The organism is Variovorax sp. GW460-12-1-14-LB1, from assembly GCF_059423605.1.
Genome location: NZ_JBWKYF010000027.1, coordinates 49,300 through 69,822, shown reverse-complemented (window position 1 = coordinate 69,822; position 20,523 = coordinate 49,300). Strand labels below are relative to the sequence as shown.

General features: G+C 68.0%; 21 protein-coding genes. 5 read left to right on the top strand and 16 right to left on the bottom strand.

Going from position 1 to position 20,523, the window contains the following annotated elements; translation table 11 throughout:
- Window positions 1–109: 109 nt before the first annotated feature.
- Together xth and AC07Y4_RS15800 are read left to right on the top strand one after the other, a co-directional pair.
- The gene (gene xth / locus AC07Y4_RS15805; RefSeq protein ID WP_070059799.1) at window positions 110–895 is read left to right on the top strand and encodes an exodeoxyribonuclease III; all 786 of its coding nucleotides are present in this window, start codon (window positions 110–112) and stop codon (window positions 893–895) included.
- Window positions 896–900: 5 nt separating this feature from the next.
- Window positions 901–1,431, top strand: a complete 531-nt coding sequence (locus AC07Y4_RS15800) for a hypothetical protein (RefSeq protein ID WP_487850017.1) — start codon at window positions 901–903, stop codon at window positions 1,429–1,431.
- A gap of 27 nt (window positions 1,432–1,458) precedes the next feature.
- Here AC07Y4_RS15800 and ntrC read toward each other — a convergent pair whose 3' ends face one another.
- The 12 genes from ntrC to AC07Y4_RS15740 form a co-directional block, all read right to left on the bottom strand.
- Window positions 1,459–2,979, bottom strand: a complete 1,521-nt coding sequence (ntrC, locus tag AC07Y4_RS15795) for a nitrogen regulation protein NR(I) (RefSeq protein ID WP_487850016.1) — start codon at window positions 2,977–2,979, stop codon at window positions 1,459–1,461.
- A gap of 26 nt (window positions 2,980–3,005) precedes the next feature.
- Entirely contained in the window at window positions 3,006–4,085 is a 1,080-nt protein-coding gene (gene glnL, locus AC07Y4_RS15790) for a nitrogen regulation protein NR(II) (RefSeq protein ID WP_062470910.1), read from the bottom strand.
- Between the two features lie 14 nt (window positions 4,086–4,099).
- Entirely contained in the window at window positions 4,100–4,624 is a 525-nt protein-coding gene (locus AC07Y4_RS15785) for a hypothetical protein (protein ID WP_487850015.1), read from the bottom strand.
- Between the two features lie 146 nt (window positions 4,625–4,770).
- A complete protein-coding gene (gene glnA, locus AC07Y4_RS15780) occupies window positions 4,771–6,186 on the bottom strand; it encodes a type I glutamate--ammonia ligase (protein WP_062470904.1) in 1,416 nt (471 codons plus the stop codon).
- 147 nt (window positions 6,187–6,333) lie between these two features.
- Window positions 6,334–7,134: a competence/damage-inducible protein A gene (locus AC07Y4_RS15775; RefSeq protein ID WP_487850014.1), complete on the bottom strand. Its 801-nt coding sequence runs from the start codon at window positions 7,132–7,134 to the stop codon at window positions 6,334–6,336.
- Window positions 7,131–8,036, bottom strand: a complete 906-nt coding sequence (locus tag AC07Y4_RS15770) for an EI24 domain-containing protein (protein WP_495274820.1) — start codon at window positions 8,034–8,036, stop codon at window positions 7,131–7,133. The genes AC07Y4_RS15775 and AC07Y4_RS15770 overlap by 4 nt, the downstream gene beginning before the upstream one ends.
- A 56-nt stretch (window positions 8,037–8,092) precedes the next feature.
- Complete coding sequence (locus AC07Y4_RS15765) at window positions 8,093–9,067, bottom strand: sterol desaturase family protein (protein ID WP_139703607.1); 975 nt, start codon at window positions 9,065–9,067, stop codon at window positions 8,093–8,095.
- A gap of 16 nt (window positions 9,068–9,083) precedes the next feature.
- On the bottom strand, window positions 9,084–9,914 hold the full coding sequence (locus AC07Y4_RS15760; protein ID WP_487850012.1) for a polysaccharide deacetylase family protein: 831 nt from the start codon (window positions 9,912–9,914) through the stop codon (window positions 9,084–9,086).
- Window positions 9,898–10,911, bottom strand: coding sequence for a YncE family protein (locus AC07Y4_RS15755; protein WP_159277730.1), 1,014 nt, complete (start codon window positions 10,909–10,911; stop codon window positions 9,898–9,900). The genes AC07Y4_RS15760 and AC07Y4_RS15755 overlap by 17 nt, the downstream gene beginning before the upstream one ends.
- 105 nt (window positions 10,912–11,016) lie before the next feature.
- Entirely contained in the window at window positions 11,017–11,757 is a 741-nt protein-coding gene (locus tag AC07Y4_RS15750; RefSeq protein WP_307694364.1) for a pseudouridine synthase, read from the bottom strand.
- A 61-nt stretch (window positions 11,758–11,818) separates the two neighbouring features.
- Entirely contained in the window at window positions 11,819–13,555 is a 1,737-nt protein-coding gene (ggt, locus tag AC07Y4_RS15745) for a gamma-glutamyltransferase (protein WP_095950003.1), read from the bottom strand.
- A gap of 60 nt (window positions 13,556–13,615) precedes the next feature.
- Complete coding sequence (locus tag AC07Y4_RS15740; protein ID WP_487850011.1) at window positions 13,616–15,211, bottom strand: class I SAM-dependent methyltransferase; 1,596 nt, start codon at window positions 15,209–15,211, stop codon at window positions 13,616–13,618.
- Between the two features lie 145 nt (window positions 15,212–15,356).
- Between AC07Y4_RS15740 and AC07Y4_RS15735 the strand changes: the two genes are divergently transcribed.
- Entirely contained in the window at window positions 15,357–15,563 is a 207-nt protein-coding gene (locus AC07Y4_RS15735) for a hypothetical protein (RefSeq protein WP_062470893.1), read from the top strand.
- Between the two features lie 162 nt (window positions 15,564–15,725).
- Here AC07Y4_RS15735 and AC07Y4_RS15730 read toward each other — a convergent pair whose 3' ends face one another.
- Together AC07Y4_RS15730 and AC07Y4_RS15725 are read right to left on the bottom strand one after the other, a co-directional pair.
- Complete coding sequence (locus AC07Y4_RS15730) at window positions 15,726–16,097, bottom strand: hypothetical protein (protein ID WP_487863366.1); 372 nt, start codon at window positions 16,095–16,097, stop codon at window positions 15,726–15,728.
- Window positions 16,098–16,228: 131 nt separating this feature from the next.
- Entirely contained in the window at window positions 16,229–16,786 is a 558-nt protein-coding gene (locus AC07Y4_RS15725; protein ID WP_070059812.1) for an ureidoglycolate lyase, read from the bottom strand.
- 186 nt (window positions 16,787–16,972) lie between these two features.
- On the opposite strand from AC07Y4_RS15725, the gene AC07Y4_RS15720 reads away from it, so the two are divergent.
- Window positions 16,973–18,298, top strand: a complete 1,326-nt coding sequence (locus AC07Y4_RS15720) for an MFS transporter (RefSeq protein ID WP_487850010.1) — start codon at window positions 16,973–16,975, stop codon at window positions 18,296–18,298.
- Window positions 18,299–18,372: 74 nt separating this feature from the next.
- Window positions 18,373–19,089, top strand: a complete 717-nt coding sequence (locus AC07Y4_RS15715) for a FadR/GntR family transcriptional regulator (RefSeq protein WP_487850009.1) — start codon at window positions 18,373–18,375, stop codon at window positions 19,087–19,089.
- Between the two features lie 4 nt (window positions 19,090–19,093).
- Here AC07Y4_RS15715 and AC07Y4_RS15710 read toward each other — a convergent pair whose 3' ends face one another.
- Both AC07Y4_RS15710 and AC07Y4_RS15705 read right to left on the bottom strand, forming a co-directional pair.
- Entirely contained in the window at window positions 19,094–19,411 is a 318-nt protein-coding gene (locus tag AC07Y4_RS15710) for an antibiotic biosynthesis monooxygenase family protein (RefSeq protein WP_095744461.1), read from the bottom strand.
- Window positions 19,408–20,361: an alpha/beta fold hydrolase gene (locus AC07Y4_RS15705; protein WP_487850008.1), complete on the bottom strand. Its 954-nt coding sequence runs from the start codon at window positions 20,359–20,361 to the stop codon at window positions 19,408–19,410. The genes AC07Y4_RS15710 and AC07Y4_RS15705 overlap by 4 nt, the downstream gene beginning before the upstream one ends.
- Between the last annotated feature and the right edge of the window lie 162 nt (window positions 20,362–20,523).

Genomic DNA, 20,523 nt, shown 5'->3' with positions numbered 1-20,523 from the left:
GCCTTCCTTCCGGGTCTGGGCGCGGCCACTTCCTTCGCCTGCACAGAGACCTCACCGACCGGCTGCGAACGCACGACCGCCCCCCGATAACCGAATACGCAGAGCCCTCATGAAAATAGCCACCTGGAACGTCAACTCCCTCACCGCGCGCCTGCAGCATGTGCTCGACTGGCTCATCGCCAACCCGGTCGATGTGCTGTGCCTGCAAGAGCTCAAGATGACCGACGACAAGTTTCCGCTCGAGGTGCTGAAGTCGGCCGGCTACGAGGCGGCGGTGTTCGGGCAGAAGACCTACAACGGCGTGGCCATCCTCAGCCTGGCACCGGTGCGCGACGTGGTGAAGAACATCGAGAACTTCGCCGACGAGCAGTCGCGCGTGATCGCCGCCACCATCGAGACGCCCTCGGGCCCGCTGCGCGTGATCAACGGCTACTTCGTGAACGGCCAGGAACCGGGCAGCGAGAAGTTCGCCTACAAGATGAAGTGGCTCGACGCGCTGCACGCCTACATCGCGCGTGAACTCGCGGCGCACCCGAACCTCGTGCTGCTGGGCGACTTCAACGTCACGCCCGAGGACCGCGACAGCTTCGACCCCGTGGGCCTGAAGGAAACGATCCACCACACGACCGAAGAGCGCGACCACTTCAAGGCACTGCTCGGCCTGGGCCTGACGGACAGCTTCCGCATGTTCGAGCAGCCCGAAAAAAGCTTCTCCTGGTGGGACTACCGCATGCTGGGCTACCAGAAGAACCGCGGCCTGCGCATCGACCACATCCTCGTGAGCGAGCCGCTGCGGCCGCTGGTGAAAAGCTGCGTCATCGACCGCGTGCCACGCAAGTGGGAAAAGCCGAGCGACCACGCCCCGGTGGTGCTCGAACTCGGCGCGGGCGCCTGACGGCCATGACGACGCCGATCGCCGCACGCCTTGCCCGTTCCGTCGCGATCGCCGCCGCGGCGCTCGCGCTGGCCGCCTGTTCGGTGCTCAAGCCGGGCGGCGAATCGGAAAGCGGCACGGGCAGCACATCGCCCGGCGGCGCAACCGCCACCGAAGGCAGCCGCGACGTGCCGACCGTGCGGCTCATCACCGCGCAGACGCCCGCGATCCGCACCTACCGCAAGACCGGTGCACGCCACATCTACAAGGCGTATGCCAGCCGCATCTACAAGGGCAAGATCCCGCCGCTGGTGTACGCGGTGGTGGTGGTCGAGACGGAGATCGATGCGAACGGCAAGGTCACCAACGTCACCTTCAGCCGCGTGCCCAGCCATGCGCCCGAAGTGCCGCCGATGATCGCGGAGCTGGTCAAGGCGACCTCGCCCTTGCCGAGCCCCGGCAAGCTGGGCGGCCACACGTACGTCGACACCTGGCTCTGGGACAAGAGCGGCAATTTCCAGCTCGATTCCCTCACGCTCGGCCAGCGCAGCCGGTAATAAAAAAAAGGCCCTGGGAGGGCCTTTTCATTCGATACCGAGTTCCTGGATTTTCCGGGTGATGGTGTTGCGCCCGATGCCCAGCTTCTGGGCCGCCTCGATGCGCCGGCCGCGCGTGTTGGCCAGCGCGGTGAGGATCAGCCGCGATTCGAAGCGGCGCGTGAGCACGTCCCACACGTCGGTGCGGCCTGCGGCAAGCAGCGCCTGAGCTTCGGCCTCAAGGCCGCTTTCCCAGGCGCTGGGGCCCGTCGGTGCACCTGACACCGCCTCGGGGGCCGCGACCACCGGTGCGGACGCGTCGCGCTCGACGGCCAACGGCGCTGCAGCCTGCACGGGCGCCGCCGCCTCGGCCACCGCCACATGCACGTCCGCCCCGCTGCCCGCCATCACTTCGGGCGGCAGGTCTTTCGACTCGATCAGCTGCGCGGGCGCCATCACCGTGAGCCAGTGGCAGATGTTCTCGAGCTGGCGCACGTTGCCCGGGAAGTTGAAGGCCGCGAGCCTGGCCAGCGCCGCGTCGGAGATGCGCTTGGGCTCGACGCCCAGCTGGCGCGCGCTCTGCTGCAGGAAGTGGCGCGTCAGCGCGGGCACGTCCTCGCCGCGCTCGCGCAGCGCCGGCAGGCGCAGGCGGATCACGTTGAGGCGGTGGAACAAGTCCTCGCGGAAACCGCCGAGCTTCACGCGCTGCTCGAGGTCCTGGTGCGTGGCGGCGATGACGCGCACGTTGGCCTTGACCGAGTTGTGGCCGCCCACGCGGTAGAAGTGGCCGTCGCTGAGCACGCGCAACAGGCGCGTCTGCAGGTCGAAGGGCATGTCGCCGATTTCGTCGAGGAACAGCGTGCCGCCCTCGGCCTGCTCGAAGCGGCCGCGGCGCATGGTCTGCGCGCCGGTGAAGGCGCCGCGCTCGTGGCCGAAGAGTTCGCTCTCGAGCAGGTCCTTGGGAATGGCGGCGGTGTTGATCGCCACGAAGGGGCCGTTGGCGCGCGGCGAGTGCTTGTGCAGCGCGCGCGCCACCAGCTCCTTGCCCGAGCCCGATTCGCCGGTGATGAGCACCGTGACGTTGCTTTGCGACAGCCGGCCGATGGCACGGAACACGTCCTGCATGGCGGGCGCCTGGCCGAGCATCTCGGGGGCGGCGACCATGCGCTCTTCGGACACCTCCTCGCGCTGGCTTTCGTCGACGGCGCGGCGGATGAGTTCGACGGCGCGCGGCAGGTCGAAGGGCTTGGGCAGGTACTCGAAGGCACCGCCCTGGAAGGCCGAGACCGCGCTGTCCAGGTCGGAGAAGGCGGTCATGATGATGACCGGCAGGCCGGGGTGCTTGGCCTTGATCTTGTCGAGCAGGTCGAGCCCCGATCCGCCCGGCATGCGGATGTCGCTCACCAGGACCTGCGGGCCCTGCTGCTCGTCGCCTTCGGCCTGTTCGAGCGCGGCCAGCACTTCGCGTGTGTTCGTGAAGCTGCGCGTGGGCAGGTCTTCGCGCAGCAGCGCCTTCTCGAGCACGAAGCGTATCGATTGGTCGTCATCAACTATCCAGATCGGCTTCATGCATCTCCTCTGTTGCCGGGGCTGCGCTAGGGCAGCGGAATCAATATCTTGAAATCGGTTCGGCCCGGGACGCTGTCGCACTCGATCACGCCGTGATGCTGTTGCACAAAAGTTTGCGCAAGCGTCAGTCCCAGCCCGGTCCCGCCTTCCCTACCCGAAACGAGCGGATAGAAGATGCGGTCCTTGATCGTGTCCGGCACACCCGGTCCATTGTCGATGACATGCAATTCCAGTGCCAATCGATACCACTGCTTGTTGAAGATCACCTGGCGGGCCACGCGGGTCTTGAAAGTGATCTGCGCATCTCCCGCCGCGCGGCGCTCGGCCAGGGCCTGCGCCGCGTTGTGCGCGATGTTGAGCGTGGCCTGGATGAGCTGCTCGCGGTCGCCGCGGAACTCGGGAATGGAGACGTCGAAGTCGCGCTCGATGTGCAGGTCGCGCGGAAACTCCGCCAGGATGACCGAGCGCACGCGCTCGCAGACCTCGTGGATGTTCACGTCGCCCACCACGTGCGGCCGGCGGTGCGGCGCCAGCAACCGGTCGACCAGCGTCTGCAGCCGGTCGGCCTCGTGGATGATGACCTGGGTGTATTCGATGAGGTCGCGCGACTCGACCTCCATCTGCAGCAGTTGCGCCGCGCCGCGGATGCCGCCCAGCGGGTTCTTGATCTCGTGCGCGAGGTTGCGGATGAGTTCCTTGTTGGCCTGCGCCTGGTCGATCAGGCGCTCCTCGCGGTCCTGGCGCACCTGCTGCTCCAGCGGCGACATCTCGATGATGAGCTCGCCCTTCTTGTCGCCGTGCGCGAGCGTGACCTGCACGGGCATCAGTTCGTGGTTCACGCGCCGCAAAAAGGCCTCGTAGCGCAGCGTGGCGAAGTCGTTGCTGCTGGCGCCGTCGAGCGCGGTGCGCAGCACCTGCGGCTCATGGAAACAGGCGCCGAACTGCGAGCCCTCGAGCGTGCGCCGCGAGGTGCCCAGCGCGTCTTCGAGGCCTGCATTGGCGAACAGCACAGAGCCGTCGCTGTTGACCACCGCGATCAGCGTGGACAAGAGGTCGAAGGCGCGAAAGCGCGGATTGGCGCCAGTCGCCTTCTTGCCGAACACCATGGACTGCGCGCCGCTTACTGCGCTTGCGGCTTGCCGGGCAGGCGGCCGATTTCGCGGCGGATGCCGGCGATGTCGCTCTCGTTGCGCGCGAGTTCGGCCTTCATCTCGGCCACGCGGTCCAGGTACTTCTGGTAGTTGCGGCCTTCGCTGCCCTGCTTCTCGGGCTCGCCGTTGTTGTATTCCTTCTTGAGCTCGGTCTGGCGGGCCTCGGCCTTGCGCAGCTCGGCCTCGAGCACCGAGCGCGCCTCGCCGTCGCGCGCGCGCTGGTCGACGCCTTCGACGCGCGGGCTGCCCGCCGGGGCACGCGCGGCGGATGAACCGCCCGACGACGACGCGTTGCCACCACCGCCGCCCGAAGGCTTCGTGCCCTGCACGACGGTGACGTTGCCGCCTTCCATGATCTTGCAGCCCTTTTGCTGGGCCACGGTCGCGTTGTTGGTGTACTCGTTGCCGCAGCGCCAGACGCGCTCTTGCGCGAGCGCCGCCGTGGCGGTGGCGAACGAGGCGGCGGCCAGGAAAATCAGGGAAGCAGTCTTCATTTGGATCCGGAGAGGGCGCGACAAACGCGCATTTTGATGCAATTCGGGCCCGCTCACGACAGGGTGTTCCGCACCAAGACAAAAGGACGGCCGGGGCCGTCCTTTTGTCTTACTTGCCCGCCGGGGCGGGCTCGTCGTGGCGCTTTTTACAGCGAGTAGTACATGTCGAACTCGACGGGGTGCGTCGCCATGCGGAAGCGCGTGACTTCCTGCATCTTGAGGTCGATGTACGCGTCGATGTACGAGTCGGTGAACACGCCGCCCTTGGTCAGGAACGCACGGTCCTTATCCAGGTGCTCCAGGGCCTGGTCCAGGCTGTGGCAGACGGTCGGGATCAGCGCGTCTTCTTCCGGCGGCAGGTGGTACAGGTCCTTGCTGGCGGCTTCGCCCGGATGGATCTTGTTTTCCACGCCGTCCAGGCCGGCCATCAGCAGCGCGGCAAAGCCCAGGTACGGGTTCATCAGCGGATCGGGGAAGCGCGCTTCGACGCGGCGGCCCTTCGGGTTGGCCACGAACGGGATGCGGATCGAGGCCGAGCGGTTCTTGGCCGAGTAGGCCAGCTTCACCGGGGCTTCGAAGCCGGGCACCAGGCGCTTGTAGCTGTTGGTGCCGGGGTTCGTGATGGCGTTCAGGGCACGGGCGTGCTTGATGATGCCGCCGATGTAGTGCAGCGCGAAGTCCGACAGGCCTGCGTAGCCGTCGCCGGCGAACAGGTTCTTGCCGTCCTTCCAGACCGACTGGTGCACGTGCATGCCGGAGCCGTTGTCGCCGACGATGGGCTTGGGCATGAAGGTGGCGGTCTTGCCGTAGGCGTGGGCCACGTTGTGGATCACGTACTTCTGCAGCTGGACCCAGTCGGCGCGCTGAACGAGCGTGCTGAAGCGGGTGCCGATTTCGAGCTGGCCGGCGTTGGCCACTTCATGGTGATGCACTTCGACCGGGATGCCCAGCGATTCGAGCACCAGACTCATTTCCGAGCGCATGTCCTGGAAGCTGTCGACCGGGGGCACCGGGAAGTAGCCGCCCTTGACTGCGGGACGGTGGCCGCTGTTGCCGTGCTCGAACTCCTTGTCGGTGTTCCACGAGGCTTCTTCGGACTCGATCTTCACGAAGCAGCCCGACATGTCGTTCTTCCAGCGCACGCCGTCGAACACGAAGAATTCGGGTTCCGGTCCGAAGTAGGCGGTGTCGCCCAGGCCGGAAGCCTTCATGTACGCCTCGGCGCGCTTGGCGAGCGAGCGCGGGTCGCGCTCGTAGGCCTTGCCGTCGGCCGGGTCGATCACGTCGCAGGTCAGGATCAGCGTCGTTTCTTCGAAGAACGGGTCGATGTTGGCGGTGTTCGGGTCGGGCATGAGCTGCATGTCCGAGGCTTCGATGCCCTTCCAACCGGCGATGGACGAACCGTCGAACGCATGGCCCGAGGTGAATTTGTCTTCATCGAAGTGCGACACGGGCACGGTCACGTGCTGCTCTTTGCCGCGGGTGTCGGTGAAGCGCAAGTCGACGAACTTGACCTCGTTTTCCTTGACGAGCTTGAGTACATCGGCGACGGTCTTTGCCATCAGTTTCTCCTGAGTTGGATGGTGGTTAGGAATACAGGGACGGGAGGATGCAGTTTCTGTGCCATTGTCACCCCGCCGGATGAGGCCCGGGTGACGGCCCAGGGGCTGCCGGAAAAGGAAAAAATCACCAAACTGGTGCAATGCAGATTAACGCACCAATTCAGGGCCAAGCTTCGCATCGAAAGTGTGCAGGCCTTCGATGAGCTGGCCATAGGCGGCATCGAGCTTCGCGGGGTCGCCCTTGACGCCCAGCTCGATGTGGCGCCCGTACTGCGGGTGATCCACGCTGGGGAGGCTGAACACCTTGATGCCAGCGTGGGCCTGCTCGATGGCCTGCATCAGGGGCGTGAGGGTGGCTTCCATCGCACCGAAAACGATCACGGACTTCTCGGCGATGGCGTTGCGGGTGAACAGATCGGCATAGCGGCTGTCGAGCACCGACTCGATCATCGGCCAGGCCATGACCGGAAAGCCCGGCACGAAATGCACGTGCTCGACGCTGAAGCCCGGGATCTTGTTGTACGGGTTGCGGATGATCGACGCGTCCTGCGGAAACACGCCCATGTTCAGGCGGTGGATGTTGTCGGGCCGGTCGGGTTCGTAGGGCACGCCCTGCTCCAGGGCCGTGTCCTGCATGCGCTCGCGGATCAGCGCCTCGGCCTCGGGGTGCAGCGCCAGCGGCACGCGCAGGGCCTGGGCGGCGCACTGGCGGGTGTGGTCGTCGGGCGTGGCGCCGATGCCGCCGGTCGAGAACACGATGTCGCCCGAGGCGAAGGCGCGCATCAGGGCCGCGGTGATCCGCGTGGGCTCGTCGCCCACGTACTCGGCCCAGCCCAGCTGCAGGCCGCGCGCGGCCAGCAGCTCGATGACCTTGGCCATGTGCTTGTCGGCCCGCTTGCCGGAAAGGATCTCGTCGCCGACGACGATGAGACCGAATGCGCGTGTCATGGAGAACTCCATTGAGAAAGAGCGGCCTTGTTGGCCTCGGTAGCTTCGGCCGCCTCGATCGCCTGCTGCTGCGCGTCGCCGCTGCCGGCCGCGGGCTGCTGCGCCGCGCGCTGGGCGCGCAGCTGGGTCAGGGCGTCGAGGCAGTAGTGCGCGAACCAGAGCGCAGAAAAGGCGAAGACCAGCGTGTAGATCCAGATGGCGATCGGCACCAGCACGAAGAAGGCGGCGGCGAACAGCAGGCCCGAGGCCCAGACGATGCTCGGCGCGGCGCCCAGGTAGCCGCACAGCACGCCGATGCACAGCAGCGGCAGCCGGTGGGCACGCAGCAGCGCGACGCGTTCCTCGGGGCTGGCGTGCTCGGCCAGCGCGTCGAAGCTCATCACCCGGTAGGTCAGCCAGCCCCAGATCAGCGGCGGCAGGATCAGCACCAGCGGCGGAATGAGCCACAGCGGCATCGACACCACCAGCGCGATCAGCGCCAGCACGGTGGCGCCGAGCGAGCGCAGCACGCTGCCGAAGAAGGAGGCGCCCTTCTTCTGTTCGAGCGTGGGAAAGCGCCGTTCGGCCACGAGCTTGGTGAGCGCCGGCGCCATGAAGCCGGCCACGATGAGCAGCGACAGCACGACGATCAGCGGCGTGACGCCGAACACCACCACCAGCGGCGCCAGCGCGGCCGTGACGTCGCTGGAGAACAGGCGCCCGATCCAGGCCCAGAAGCTGGACAGCAGCGGCCAGGCGTCGAGCGCCTCGCGCGTCCAGGCGACGGCCGCGTCCCAGTAGAAGTAACCGAGCCCCGCGGCCAGCAGCACCATGAGCGCCAATGGCAGGAGCGACAGCACGATCACGCGCGGGAGCATGCAATAGGCCACCGCGCGCCAGAAGGAGTCGAGGAGCAGGCGCATGAGGTTCGAGGATAGCGCAAGGCCCCGGCCCGCTCGCCGCCGGGCCCGCGGGTGGATCAGGCGCGGCCGAACAGCCGCTTCAGGCCCAGCCACTGCTGCGACCAGAAGCCCTGGCCGTAGTCGCGCGGGCGGCCGTCGGCGCCGGGCTCGACCTGGTCGCGGATGCCGGTCGGGTCGTAGCGGTTCTCGAAGTTGGCGGTGCGAAAGAGCATGTCCCACCAGGGCAGCAGCACGCCGAAGTTGTGGCCGCCGAGCGTGCTCCGGCCGTGCGACTCGTGGCCCAGCCCGATGCTGTGGTGCAGCCGGTGAAAGCGCGGGCTGACCCACAGCCGCTCGCCGATGGCCCCGAAGCTCAGCCGCAGGTTGGCGTGCTGCAGGCTCTCGCTGAGCTGGGTGAAGGCCACGACGGCGATGAACTGGCCCGGCGCCACGCCGATCAGCTGCGCCACGATGACGATGAGCGTGTCGTGGATGACGTCGTCGAGCAGGTGGTTGCGGTCGTCGCTCCACATCGTCATCTGGCGCTGCGAGTGGTGCAGCGAATGCAGGCTCCACCACCAGTTGAACTGGTGCTGGCCGCGGTGGATCCAGTAGCCGACAAAGTCGAGCACCACGAGGTAGATGGCAAAAGCCACCCACGGCACGTCGGTCACGCCGGGCCAGGCCTCGTCCAGGTGGAAGGTGCCCCACCCGGCCATGCGCAGGCTGCCGAGCAGGTCGTCGAACAGCGGCTGCAGCGTGAAGAACAGCGCCAGCCGGAACAGGCCCAGCCGGTGGATCAGCGTGTAGAGCACGTCGATGCGGATCGCGCGGCGGTCGGTCACGGCCTCGACCGCGCGCCAGCGCTGCAACGGGCCGATGACGGCCAGCAGCACCAGGATCTGGATCACGCCGACCAGCAGCCAGCCGGTGGCGTCGAAGGCATCCTCAGCCCAGCCGCCCAGGCCGATGGCGTACACCAGCGGCTGCACGGCGGTCTCGAAGAGCCAGCCCTGCATGGCGGAAAAAACGTCGGTCAACCAGTCGATCACGGCGAAAACTCAGGAATCAAGGGTGGGAGGCGATCCAGGCGCGGTAGTCCGGATGCTGGCGCAGGGTGCGAAAGCAGAAGCCCTTGGCCTTCAGGCCGACGATCAGCGGCTCCAGGTTGGCCGGCGCCCACGGGTCCTTGCGCGACCAGATGCCCAGGTGCGCCAGCAGGATGTCGCCGGGGCGGATGCCTGCCAGCGCCTGGGCCAGCAGCTTCTGATTGCTGAAGGCCTCGCTGGGCAGCTCGTCGCCGAGGAAGCCGGCGGGCGACCAGCCCACGTGCGCGTAGCCGCAGTCCTTGGCGGCCGCCAACAAAGCGGGCGAGGTCTTGCCGCCCGGCGCGCGGTACAGCGGCAGCGGCTTCTTGCCGGTGATGGCGGCCAGCCGGTCGGACGACTTGCGGATGTCGGCGCAGTACTGGGCCGCACTCCAGACCGACTCCTTGCCGGTCTGCGGGCCGGCCGACGGCTTGATGCGAAAGCTGGGCGGCGTGCCCTTGACGTCGCCGCGCCAGTAGGCGTGGTCGTAGGTGTGCGAGCCGAACTCGTGGCCTTCGGCCGCCCTCGCCTTCCACCACGGCGCCCAGTGGTCGTCCAGGCTGTCGCCGTCGGTCTGGGTGCGCTCGGCGGCGGCGAAGAAGGTGACGCGCACGTCCTGGCGCTTGAGCACGTCGGCCACCAGCGGGGCGATGCCCATGTGGCCGGTGTCCAGCGTCAGGTAGACCGGCTTGTCGCAGGCCGCAGCTTCTTGCGCCCCGGTCGCCGGCACGGTGGCGCAGGCCAGTGTCGCGACGGCGAGGGCCACCCCGGCGGTGCGCAAGCCGCGCACGCGCTCAGATGCGCTTGGCATGGTCGAGGGTCCAGACGCCGTGCGGCGAGCGGCCGACGTTGATCTGCCGCACGACCTTCTGGCTCGCGAGATCGACCACCGTGAGCTTCTTGGCCCAGCGCGAGGTCACGTACAGCGTCTTGCCGTCGGCCGACACGTCCATGCAGTCGGGGCCGCCGGGCACGTTGTAGTTGGCGACGACCTTCAGCGTGGTCAGGTCGATGCGGCTGATGGTGTTGGCCACCCGGTTGCTCACGAACACGGTCTTGCCGTCGCCGGCCGAGCGGAAGGCATGGGCGCCCTTGCCGGTAGGGATCTTGCCGACCAGCTTGGGCTGGGCGCCGGCCACGTCGAACACCTGCACGCCGTCGCTGCCCGTGAGGCCCACGAGCAGCGTCTTGTCGTTGTGGGCGCCGAAGATGTCGGCCGGCATGGCGCCGGTGGCCATGCGCCAGCGGATGGTCTGCGTCGGCAGGTCGACCGCGATCAGCTCGTCGCTGTCCTGCATGGTGACGTAGGCCACGGTGCTGGTGTTGTCGATCCAGATGTGGCTGGGCGTCTTGCCGGTGGCGATGCGCTTGACCAGCTTCAGGTCCTTGCCGTCCCAGCGGTACACGTCGACGTGGTTCAGGCGGTTGGCCGCCGTGACGAACCACTTCATGTCGCGCGAGAACTGCAGCTGGTACGGATCGATGATGCCGTACACCACGCGCTGCACCTCGGCCGTGCGCGGGTCCAGGAAGGTGAGCGAATCGCCCGCCGAATTGGCCACGATGACCGACTTCTCGTCGGGCGTCATGTAGATGTGGTGCGGCTCCTTGCCGGTGGGAATGCGCTGCTTCTCGGTCCAGTCGACCGGGTTGATCACGCTCACGCTGGCGTCCAGCGAATTGAGCACAAAAACCGGTGGGGGGGCCGGCGGCGCCGCCGCGGCGGGGAGAGTCACCAGGGCTGTCAGGCACAGGCAGGACAGCAGGAAGGCCGCGATGCGGCCGTTCGGGCGGGCAGGGAGTCGCAAGGGAAGGTTCCGGGAGAGGGTTAACAATCTTAACGGTCGAACCCGACGAAAAGCTGACCGCGGGCGCCCCCTCACCCGCTGTTTAGCCCGGCGCCTTGACCTATGTCACGCGGCGCGAGGCACGGGCGCCCGCAGCTGGGCCACCTGCTCGGCCGTGAGCCAGCGCCATTGCCCCGGCGCCAGGTCGTCCGGCAGCGCCAGGCCGCCGATGCGCGAGCGGTGCAGCCCTTCGACCCGGTTGCCGACCGCAGCCAGCATGCGCTTGACCTGGTGGTACTTGCCCTCGGTGAGCGTGAGCCGCAGGTGCAGCGGGCTGTCCGATTCGCAGGCGGCCGCGCGCACGGGCTTCGGGTCGTCGTCGAGCACCACGCCGGCCAGCAGCTTGGCGATCTGCGCCTCGTCGATCGGGTGCTTGGCCGTCACCTCGTAGACCTTGGGCACGTGGTGCTTGGGCGAACCCATCTTGTGGATGAACTGGCCGTCGTCGGTCAAGAGCAGCAGGCCGGTCGTGTCCTGGTCGAGCCGGCCGATGGCCTGCACGCCCTGCACGGCGCCCTTGTTGGGCCGCAGGCGCAGCGGCGACGGCAGCAGCGTGTAGATGCTCGGGTAGGTCGAAGGCTTCTGCGAGCACTCGGTGCCGGCCGGCTTGTGCAGCATCAGGTAAGCCTTCTCGTGGCAGGCCCACTCGGTGCCCTGCACGGTGAACAGCAGGCCTTCGGGGTCGAGGTCGGCGAAGGGGTCGGTCACGGCCGCGCCGGCAATGCTCACGTGGCCTTGCTGGACCAGGCCCGCGCACACGCGGCGGGTGCCGAAGCCCTGGGTATAGAGGATGTCTTGCAGGTGCATGAAAAATGAAAAAAGCGGCCGCGCCGACAGGGGCACGACCGCCTTCAAGTGTGCCGCAGGTTCAGTAGCCTGCTGCCAGGCCCGTGTTGCGGCGCGGGTCGTTGGCGCCGTAGAAGCGATTAGCGCCCACCGGCTTGCCGCCCAGCGAGGGCGCGCCGACGATGATCGCCGCCAGGTGGTTGGCCGGCTGCGGCACGCCCAGGTTGTGACCCATGTCGGTCAGGATCTTGCGGGTGTCGGGGCTGATCGCGAAGGTCTCGACGTTGGTCACGTCGGGCAGCCACTGCTGGTGGAAGCGCGGCGCATCCACGGCCTCCTGCACGTTCATGCCGTAGTCGACCACGTTCAGGATGGTGTGCAGCACGGCCGTGATGATGCGGCTGCCGCCGGGCGTGCCAACCACGAACACCGGCTTGCCGTCTTTCGACACGATGGTCGGGCTCATCGAGCTCAGCGGGCGCTTGCCCGGGGCGATCGCGTTAGCCTCGCCCTGCACCAGGCCGTACATGTTGGGCACGCCGATCTTGGAGGTGAAGTCGTCCATCTCGTTGTTCAGCAGCACGCCCGTCTTGTCGGCCGTGACCTTGGCGCCGAACCAGTCGTTCAGCGTGTAGGTGACCGAGACGGCATTGCCCCACTTGTCGGTGATCGAGTAGTGGGTGGTGTTGCTGCCTTCATGCGGCGCCACGCCGGGCTTGATGTCCTTGGAGACGCCGGCCTTCTTGGGGTCGATGGCGGCGCGGATCTTCGCGGCGTAGCCCTTGTCGAGCAGGCGATCGAGCGGGTTCTTCACGAAGTCGGGGTCGCCCAGGTAGCTGTTGCGGTCCACGTAGGCGTGGCGCATGGCTTCGATCTGGTAGTGCACCGACTCCGCCGAGCGGAAGCCCAGGTCCTTGAGCGGATAGCCCTCCAGGATGTTGAGCATCTCGCAGATGATCACGCCGCCCGAGCTCGGCGGCGGCGCCGACACCACGCGGTAGCCGCGGTAGTCGCACTCGACCGGCGCGAGTTCGCGCGTCTTGTACTGGTCGAGGTCGGCCTGCGTGATGATGCCCTTGCCGGCCTGGCTCGACGCCACGATGGCCTTGCCGACCCAGCCCTTGTAGAAGCCGTCGGTGCCCTTGGCGCTGATTTCCTTCAGCGTCTTGGCGAGGTCTTTCTGCACCAGCTTCTGGCCGACCGCGAAGGGCTCGCCCTTGTTCAGGAAGATGGCGCCGGAGACCGGGTCTTTCTTGAAGTCGTTGGTGGCGGTGAGCAGCATGTCGATGTCGCCCTGCTCCAGCGCGAAGCCCTTGTCGGCCAGCTGGACCGAGGGGGCGATGAGGTCGGCGCGCTTCATCGTGCCGTACTTCTCGCGCGCGTACTCCATGCCCGACACCGAGCCCGGCACGCCCACGGCGAGGTGGCCGTGGGTGCTCAGGCCCTTGACGACGTTGCCGTCCTTGTCGAGGTACATGTTGGCGGTGGCGGCCAGCGGGGCCTTCTCGCGGAAGTCGAGGAAGGTCTTGCGGCCGTCGGCCAGCTGCACGGTCATGAAGCCGCCGCCGCCCAGGTTGCCGGCGGCCGGGTACACCACGGCCAGCGCATAGCCCACGGCCACGGCCGCATCGACCGCGTTGCCGCCGCGCTTGAGCACGTCGACGCCGACCTTGCTGGCCAGGTGCTGCGCGCTCACGACCATGCCGTGTTCGGCCGCCACCGGCGCCTGCGACGCGGCCTGCGAGCCGCCGGCCGCCGCCAGGGTGAGCGCGGCCGCGACGGCGGCGCGCAGTGTGGGGGTCCACTTGAAGTGCTGCATGGAAAAGTCTCCTCTGTGCGTTGGATGAAGAATGAGGGAGGGGTGAACGGAAAGTGAGCGTCAGGCCGTGAGCAGCGCCTTGCGCCGCAGGCTCTGCAGCGCCTGCGCCACCTGCTCCTGCGCGAAGGCGTGCAGCGCCGACGGGTCGGTCAGCGGCTGGTCGTCCTTGAGGAAGCGCAGGCGTTCGGCGCGCACCTCGTCGAGCAGGAAGGCGGCCAGCGCCTCGTGCGTGTGCGCCCCGTCGAGCAGCGGCAGCAGGCTGCGTTCGAGCACCGAGAGCGACACCGGCTCGTGCCACTGGTTGCAGAGCACGGCCGTCGCTTGCGACGCGGGCAGGCCGGCCAGCGCGCGGCGCACCGGCGCCAGCACCTGCGGCAGCGCGGACACCGAAGCAGCCGCCGACACCGGCGTGCGGCGGATGCGCAGCGCGCCGAGGATCAAGAGCTCCTCGAGCATGGCCAGCACGATGGGCTCGACGGCCGCGCGCGGCTCGCCGGTGAGCGTCACCACGGCGGCCAGCAGCGCCTCGGTCGACATCGAGCACGGATAGCTCGCATCGAGCGCCTGCGCCACCGCCTTGTGCGCCGGCAGCCGCAACGTGACCTTCAGGTCGCGCAGCGCGGTGCAGGGCTGCTCGCGGGTGTCGATCGTGAGGGCCTCGCCGCCGTCGACGCGGAAGACGCCGGCGAATTCCAGCGCGCGCAGGCGGGGAACTTCGAGGCGGTAGCGGATGTTCGCGGCGTTGCCCTGCTTCACCAGCAGCGTCTGGCGGAAGGTGCGGTTGACGAGGAAGTCGAGGTACTGCTCCATCATCACCTGGCTGCCGCCGCACTCGCGCAGCAGCGGGTCGCGCACCTTCTCGCCGTAGTTCTGCACGAACATGGTCGAGGGCTCGGCGTCGCACAGGTAAGCCAGCCCGCGCGCTTCGGCACGCGCGACGAACTCTTTGAAATAGCAGGGTTCGTTGCAGGGCTCGAGGAACTCGTGCAGCAGGTAGTAGTTGCCGGAGTTGCGCACGATCGGCATCGTCTCTTCGAGCGTCTTGCGCAGCACGCTGTCGGGCCGGGCCGACTGCTCGAGGAACTCGAGCATGCCGCGCGCGTAAGAGAGCTTTTCTTCGGGCGTGTCGCGCGGGCCGCCGCGCAGGATCATCGCGTCGCGCACGATCTCGCGCGCCTTCCAGCCGGGGTACACGTTGTAGCTCACGTACACCACGCCGCCCGGCACCAGGTTCTCGGCGCACACGCGCAGGATCGCGTCCTGCACCGGCCCCGGCACCCAGCTGTACACGCCGTGGCAGACGATGTAGTCGAACAGGCCGAACGAGGCGTCGATGTCGGCGATGTTGAAGGCCTTGAGCTCGATGTTCGACAGCCCCGCCTGATCGAGCGCCGCGGCGCCCTGGGCCACCTGCACGCGCGACAGGTCCACGCCCACCGCGCGCGCCTGCGGATGGCGCGTCGCGAACGGAATCAGGTTGCCGCCGGCGGCGCAGCCCAGCTCGAGCACGCGCGCCTTCTGCGGCGGCGGCGCCTCGAGCCCGAACAGGAAGGCCAGGGCTTCCAGGTGCTCCACGGCGGACTGGGGAAACGGGTGCGAGTCGTAGGGCACCGCATCGTAGTAACTGGTGAGCGTGGAAGTCAGAGAGTCCGGCACGAACGTCCTTTGGGGATCGGAAGGGGCTGCAGCAGTGCTCGCAGACTATAGCCCCGTGCCCTCGCAAAAAGAAGCCGGCGCGGGTCGAGCCGCCCTGCCCTGGCCGCAGGCTCATGCGCTTGCACGACCTCTTTAGAATGGCCCGATGAACTGGCGCATCACACTGTTTCCCCTGGCTTTGGTCATTGCCGGCTGCTCGACGCCGCCCAACCAGATCGTTCCCTTCCGCGACGGTGTGCTGCGTGCCATGACCTACACCCAGGCCTCGGACTACTGCAGCGCCAAGAGCCAGGAGCCGAAGTGGCTCGGCAAGGCACCGGCCGAATCCGGCGTGCTGTTCCAGTGCCAGTAAGCCACCGCACCACCCGTTGCATCACGCAGGGCTGACGCCCGGCCGCACCGCTCAGGCGTCGACGTCGATGAGCGCCAACCCGCTCTCGCGGTCGCAGGTCTTGCGCAGGTAGCCCGGCGACTCGACCATTTCATGGCGAGGCGTGTTCTTCCGCTCAAGGCGTCATCGTGGGGAGTTCTGCCTGCAGTCCTCGGCGGTGCCCCGGCAGTCGTCCTGGCGCGAGGGCGCGCCGGGGTCGTCCACGCGGGGCTTGTCCTCGCCGGCCCGCTTCGCGTCCGCCGGTGGCTTTTTCACCATGCCGGGGTCGCGGTCGGGCGGCGCGGGCTTCACCAGCCGCGGATGGCCATGGGGCGGCGGCTTCACGAGGAGTTCGGGATCGGGCCCGGGTTGCGCTTGCGGCTTGACCGGCGGTGGCGGCGGCTTGTCGGCCGACTGCGCGGCAGCCGGCCCGGCGAGGAGCGCCGCGACGCTGATGACCCCGACAGCGAGGCTTCCGGCAAACATCGATTTCGTTGGATTGCGCATGGCGTTCACCCATGGCCCGAAGGTTTCACCGGGGCGCTCCCGGCGGTGTAGGCCTCTTTCGCCAATGGCCGCAAGTCGGCGTCGCGGTGCCTGCGACGCTGGCGCAGCCGCCGGACGATGGCCGCAGGGACGGCGCGCGCTCAGCCCGCCAGGCTGACGCGCACCACGCACGCCGGCGGCACCAGAATCTCGTCGCAGTTCGGCCCGGCCCCGCCGCGGTCGATCACCACGAAGCTGGCCGGCTGCTGCGTGACCACCAGCGGGTGGTGCCAGACGCCGCGCGCGTAGTTCACGCCCTGCCGCCCGTCGGTGACGAAGGCGCGGATGTCTTCCACGCGCACCGTGTCGCCCGCCGGTGCCACCACCACGAGAAAGCGGCTGCCGTCCATCGGCACGAAGGCCTGGCTGCCCAGCGGGTGGCGCTCCAGCATGCCCACCTGCAACGGCATCGCATAGGGCTGGGTCTCGAAGATGTTCACCAGCACGCGGCTGTCGCCGGGGCCCGGGTCCACGCGCGCCAGGTCGTGAAAGCGCGTGGTCATGCCCGCGTTGATCGGCATCGACCGGGCGTGCGCGCTCTCGATGACGTCGCCGAACGCGGCGAACGCCTCGCGCGTCAGCGGCTGCGCGACGAGCGCGAGCGCCGCGGGCGTGCCCGGCGCCGGGGGCAGGAAAGTGGGGCTGGCAATCGTCAACAGAAACTCCTCGGCTTTTTGGTCCAACTGGTATTACCAGTATCCTTGCGATACATCCAGGCCGTCAATCTCCTGGCGTCAGGGAAATCGCTAGTGCCCAATGGCGCATGAGGCCTTAAGGTCTCGGTCGCGTTAAATCATACCGGTAATACCAGCTAATCCACCCCATCGACGCCTTCGAGGACCGCCATGTCAACCACCACCCTTCATGCGCCGCTGCAGCCGGCCACCACCTCTGCTGCAGCGGAGAACGCGCTCTACAAGAAAGTGGCATGGCGACTCATGCCGTTCCTGATGCTCTGCTACGTGGCCGCCTACCTGGACCGCGTCAACGTCGGCTTCGCCAAGCTGAACATGCTCAGCGACCTGCAGTTCAGCGAAGCCATGTACGGGCTGGGCGCGGGGCTGTTCTTCATCGGCTACTTCTTCTTCGAGGTGCCGAGCAATCTGCTGATGCACCGCATCGGCGCCAAGGCCACCATCTCGCGGATCATGATCACGTGGAGCCTGATCTCGGCCGCGATGATGTTCGTGACCACGCCCACGCAGTTCTACGTGCTGCGCTTCCTGCTCGGGGCGGCCGAGGCCGGCTTCTACCCGGGAATGATCCTGTACCTCACCTACTGGTTTCCCTCGCACCGCCGCGCCAAGATGGTGGCGGTGTTCATGTGCGCGATTCCGGTGTCGGGCGTGCTGGGCGGACCGCTGTCGGGCCTGATCATGGAGGCCATGCACGGCATGGGCGGCCTGCGCGGCTGGCAGTGGCTGTTCCTCGTCGAGGCGCTGCCCTCGCTGGTGATCGGCCTGCTGGTCATCGTGTACCTCGACAACAGCATCCAGGCCGCACGCTGGCTCACCGCCGAAGAAAAGGCCGTGCTCGCACGCAACATCGCCGCCGAGAACGCCACCAAGGGCGGCACCAGCCACATGACGCTGCGCGCGCTGTTTGCCGACCGCCGCATCGTGAAGATGGCGCTGATCTGCTTTTGCACGGTGATGGGCCAGTACGGCCTGACCTTCTGGCTGCCCACGCTGGTGCGCCAGTCGGGCGTGTCGGGCGCATTCAACATCGGGCTGCTCACGGCGATTCCGTTTGCCGTGGCCATCGTCTCGATGCTGCTGGTGAGCCGCAGCTCCGACCGCATGCGCGAACGCCGCTGGCACCTGATCGTGCCCTTCTGCTGCGGCGCGCTGGGCCTCACGCTGAGCGCGATCTTCAGCAACAACGTGTACCTCTCGCTGGCCGCATTGGCCCTGGCCGCGGGCGGCAGCCTGGCGACGTCGCCGCTGTTCTGGAGCCTGCCGACAGCCATTTTGTCGAGCGCGGGCGCGGCGGCCGGCATTGCGCTCATCAACTCCTTCGCCAACCTGGCCGGCTTCGTGAGCCCGTACATGATCGGCCTGATCAAGGACGCCACGAAGAGCACCGACATCGCGTTGTTCGTGCTGGCCGGCGTGCTGCTGTTCGGCGCCTTCCTCACCTGGACGGTGCCGGCCAAGCTGGTCAACAAGTAGGGAAGGCCCCGGGGTGCGGCCACAGTAAGATTTCCAGCTCCCGCCACTGCCGCACTTCGCACCGAAAACCACCCATGCTCGCCTCCCCCGCCGTCGCCGCCACCGCCGCCCGCCTGATCCAGCAGCGGATCGCGGACGGCACCTATGCGGCCGGCGGGCTGCTGCCTTCGCAGCGCGACCTGGCCGAGCAGCTCGGCATCAGCCGCACCTCGCTGCGCGAGGCGCTGTCGACGCTGCAGGGCACGGGCCTGGTCATTCCGCGTCCCGGCAAGGGCATGTACGTGGCCGAGGACGGCGCACAAACGCCGGCGGCCTCCCCGGCCTGGAAGTTCGCCACCTCGCATTCGCTGCAGGACGTGTACCAGCTGCGCTTCGCGGTCGAGAACTTCACCGCGCGGCTAGCCTGCCTGGTCATCGAGGCGGACGACCTGGCGGCGCTGCGCGCCAATGCACAGGCCATGCGCGCATGCATCGACGCCGGCGACTTCACGCAGGCCACGCAGCTCGACTTCGACTTCCACATGCAGATCATCGGCATCGCAGGCAACCAGGCCATCGCCGAGATCCTGCGCAACAGCGCCGAGGTGATGCAGGAGAGCCAGCGCCTGCCCTTCTACAAGCGCGGCGCGCGCCATGCCACCTACGACGAGCACATGGCGATCATCGAGGCGCTCGCGCAAGGCAACCCGGCGCTGGCGCAGCAGGCGATGACGCAGCACATCGTGCAGGCCGCGCAGCGCGCGGGCGTGCACTTTCCGACGGGGCTCGAGGCGGCGTCGGCAGCAGCCTGACGCATCAGGTCCACGTGTCGACGACGATGCGCAGCACCTCGACGCGCTCGGGCAGTTCGATCAGGAACTCCGCATCGCGCGGCAGGTGGTGCACCCCATTCGGGTCGCCACCGGTGAACGCGCTCATCGCGGCCACGTCGGGCCAGTAGGAGGTCGTGACGAACTCGGTCTCGGTGGCGCGGTCTTCCCGGAACAGCTGCACCGCGAGCGCCGTCTTGCGCAACGGCGGAATGCCTTCAGCCAGCAGGTAGCGTTCGTAGGCCTCCGCGCGATCGGGCGTGACGCGGCCGCGCCAGATGCGCGCGATGGTGGCGACGCTCATACCGGCACGCCTTCGATCGTCCGGGTGGATGCAGACGCCGGCACCGGCAAGTGCCGCCCCAGGAAATCGCGCAGCGGCGGCAGCACCTCGGCCAGGTGCGTCTCGAGCAGCCAGTGGCCCCCGTCGTCGAACGCGTGGAACTGGGCGTCGGGCAAGTCGCGCAGGTAGGCACGGCCGGCCTCGATCGGCATGTAGCCGTCCTGCGGCCCCCACAGGATCAGCGTGGGCGGGCGGTATGTGCGCAGGTAGTCCTGGTAGCGCGGGAACCACCGCAGGTTCTCCTTCAACCCCTTCATGAGACCGAGCGCAATGCCACGCCGCACGGGCGTGTCCATCAACGGCCAGTGAAGGCGCCAGAGATCGGGCGCGAGCCGCGGGGCCACGCGCGACGACACCTCGCCGATGAACTCGTCGCGAAAGCCTTCTTCGCTCACGGCGCGCTCCAGCACCGCGAGATGGGCCTCGCTCGGGTCGTTCCAGTACGCTCGGATCGCCGCGTACTTCGGCCCCAGCGTGTCTTCGTAGATGTCGCCGTTCTGGATGATCAGCGCCGTCACCCGCCCGGCCCGCCGCATCGCATGGCGCAGGCCGATCTGCGAACCGTAGTCGTGCAGGTACAGCGCGTAGCGGCGCAGCGCGAGCGCGGCGGTGAAGCGGTCGAGGAAGTGCGCGTAGCCATCGAAATCGAACACGAAGTTCTCCTCGGGCGTGCCGCTGTAGCCGAAGCCCGGGAAATCGGGCGCCACCACGCGCCAGCGGTCCGCCAGCGCCGGCATCAGCGCGCGGTACTGGAACGAAGAACACGGATAGCCGTGCAGCAACAGCAGCACCGGGGCACCCACCGGACCGGCCGCGCGATAGAAGACCTCGACGCCGTCGATCTGCACCGTGCGGTGCGTGACGGCGGTCGTGCCGGCCGCGTCGTTCTTGCGGGGGTTCGCATTGGCCATCTCGGCTCCTTGAGACATGCAAAGAAACAGAGGTGTCTTTGTCGCCTCTGGCGCGGGGCCCGCATGTGGGAAAGGGCCGACCCTGGGTGTCGTCCAGGCCGCGCGCGTCCTGCGGCGGGCACGCTGCAGGGCGACATAGGCAACCTGGCCATCCCGTCGGCC

Excerpts from the sequence above, each read along its gene's own strand:
- xth (WP_070059799.1), top strand. The coding sequence starts at position 110 with ATGAAAATAGCCACCTGGAACGTCAACTCCCTCACCGCGCGCCTGCAG.
- AC07Y4_RS15715 (WP_487850009.1), top strand. The coding sequence starts at position 18,373 with ATGCTCGCCTCCCCCGCCGTCGCCGCCACCGCCGCCCGCCTGATCCAG.
- AC07Y4_RS15735 (WP_062470893.1), top strand. The coding sequence starts at position 15,357 with ATGAACTGGCGCATCACACTGTTTCCCCTGGCTTTGGTCATTGCCGGC.
- ntrC (WP_487850016.1), bottom strand. The coding sequence starts at position 2,979 with ATGAAGCCGATCTGGATAGTTGATGACGACCAATCGATACGCTTCGTG.
- AC07Y4_RS15760 (WP_487850012.1), bottom strand. The coding sequence starts at position 9,914 with ATGCCAAGCGCATCTGAGCGCGTGCGCGGCTTGCGCACCGCCGGGGTG.
- AC07Y4_RS15785 (WP_487850015.1), bottom strand. The coding sequence starts at position 4,624 with ATGAAGACTGCTTCCCTGATTTTCCTGGCCGCCGCCTCGTTCGCCACC.
- AC07Y4_RS15705 (WP_487850008.1), bottom strand. The coding sequence starts at position 20,361 with ATGGCCAATGCGAACCCCCGCAAGAACGACGCGGCCGGCACGACCGCC.
- AC07Y4_RS15775 (WP_487850014.1), bottom strand. The coding sequence starts at position 7,134 with ATGACACGCGCATTCGGTCTCATCGTCGTCGGCGACGAGATCCTTTCC.
- glnL (WP_062470910.1), bottom strand. The coding sequence starts at position 4,085 with ATGGTGTTCGGCAAGAAGGCGACTGGCGCCAATCCGCGCTTTCGCGCC.
- glnA (WP_062470904.1), bottom strand. The coding sequence starts at position 6,186 with ATGGCAAAGACCGTCGCCGATGTACTCAAGCTCGTCAAGGAAAACGAG.
- ggt (WP_095950003.1), bottom strand. The coding sequence starts at position 13,555 with ATGCAGCACTTCAAGTGGACCCCCACACTGCGCGCCGCCGTCGCGGCC.
- AC07Y4_RS15720 (WP_487850010.1), top strand. The coding sequence starts at position 16,973 with ATGTCAACCACCACCCTTCATGCGCCGCTGCAGCCGGCCACCACCTCT.
- AC07Y4_RS15800 (WP_487850017.1), top strand. The coding sequence starts at position 901 with ATGACGACGCCGATCGCCGCACGCCTTGCCCGTTCCGTCGCGATCGCC.
- AC07Y4_RS15770 (WP_495274820.1), bottom strand. The coding sequence starts at position 8,036 with ATGCGCCTGCTCCTCGACTCCTTCTGGCGCGCGGTGGCCTATTGCATG.
- AC07Y4_RS15710 (WP_095744461.1), bottom strand. The coding sequence starts at position 19,411 with ATGAGCGTCGCCACCATCGCGCGCATCTGGCGCGGCCGCGTCACGCCC.
- AC07Y4_RS15750 (WP_307694364.1), bottom strand. The coding sequence starts at position 11,757 with ATGCACCTGCAAGACATCCTCTATACCCAGGGCTTCGGCACCCGCCGC.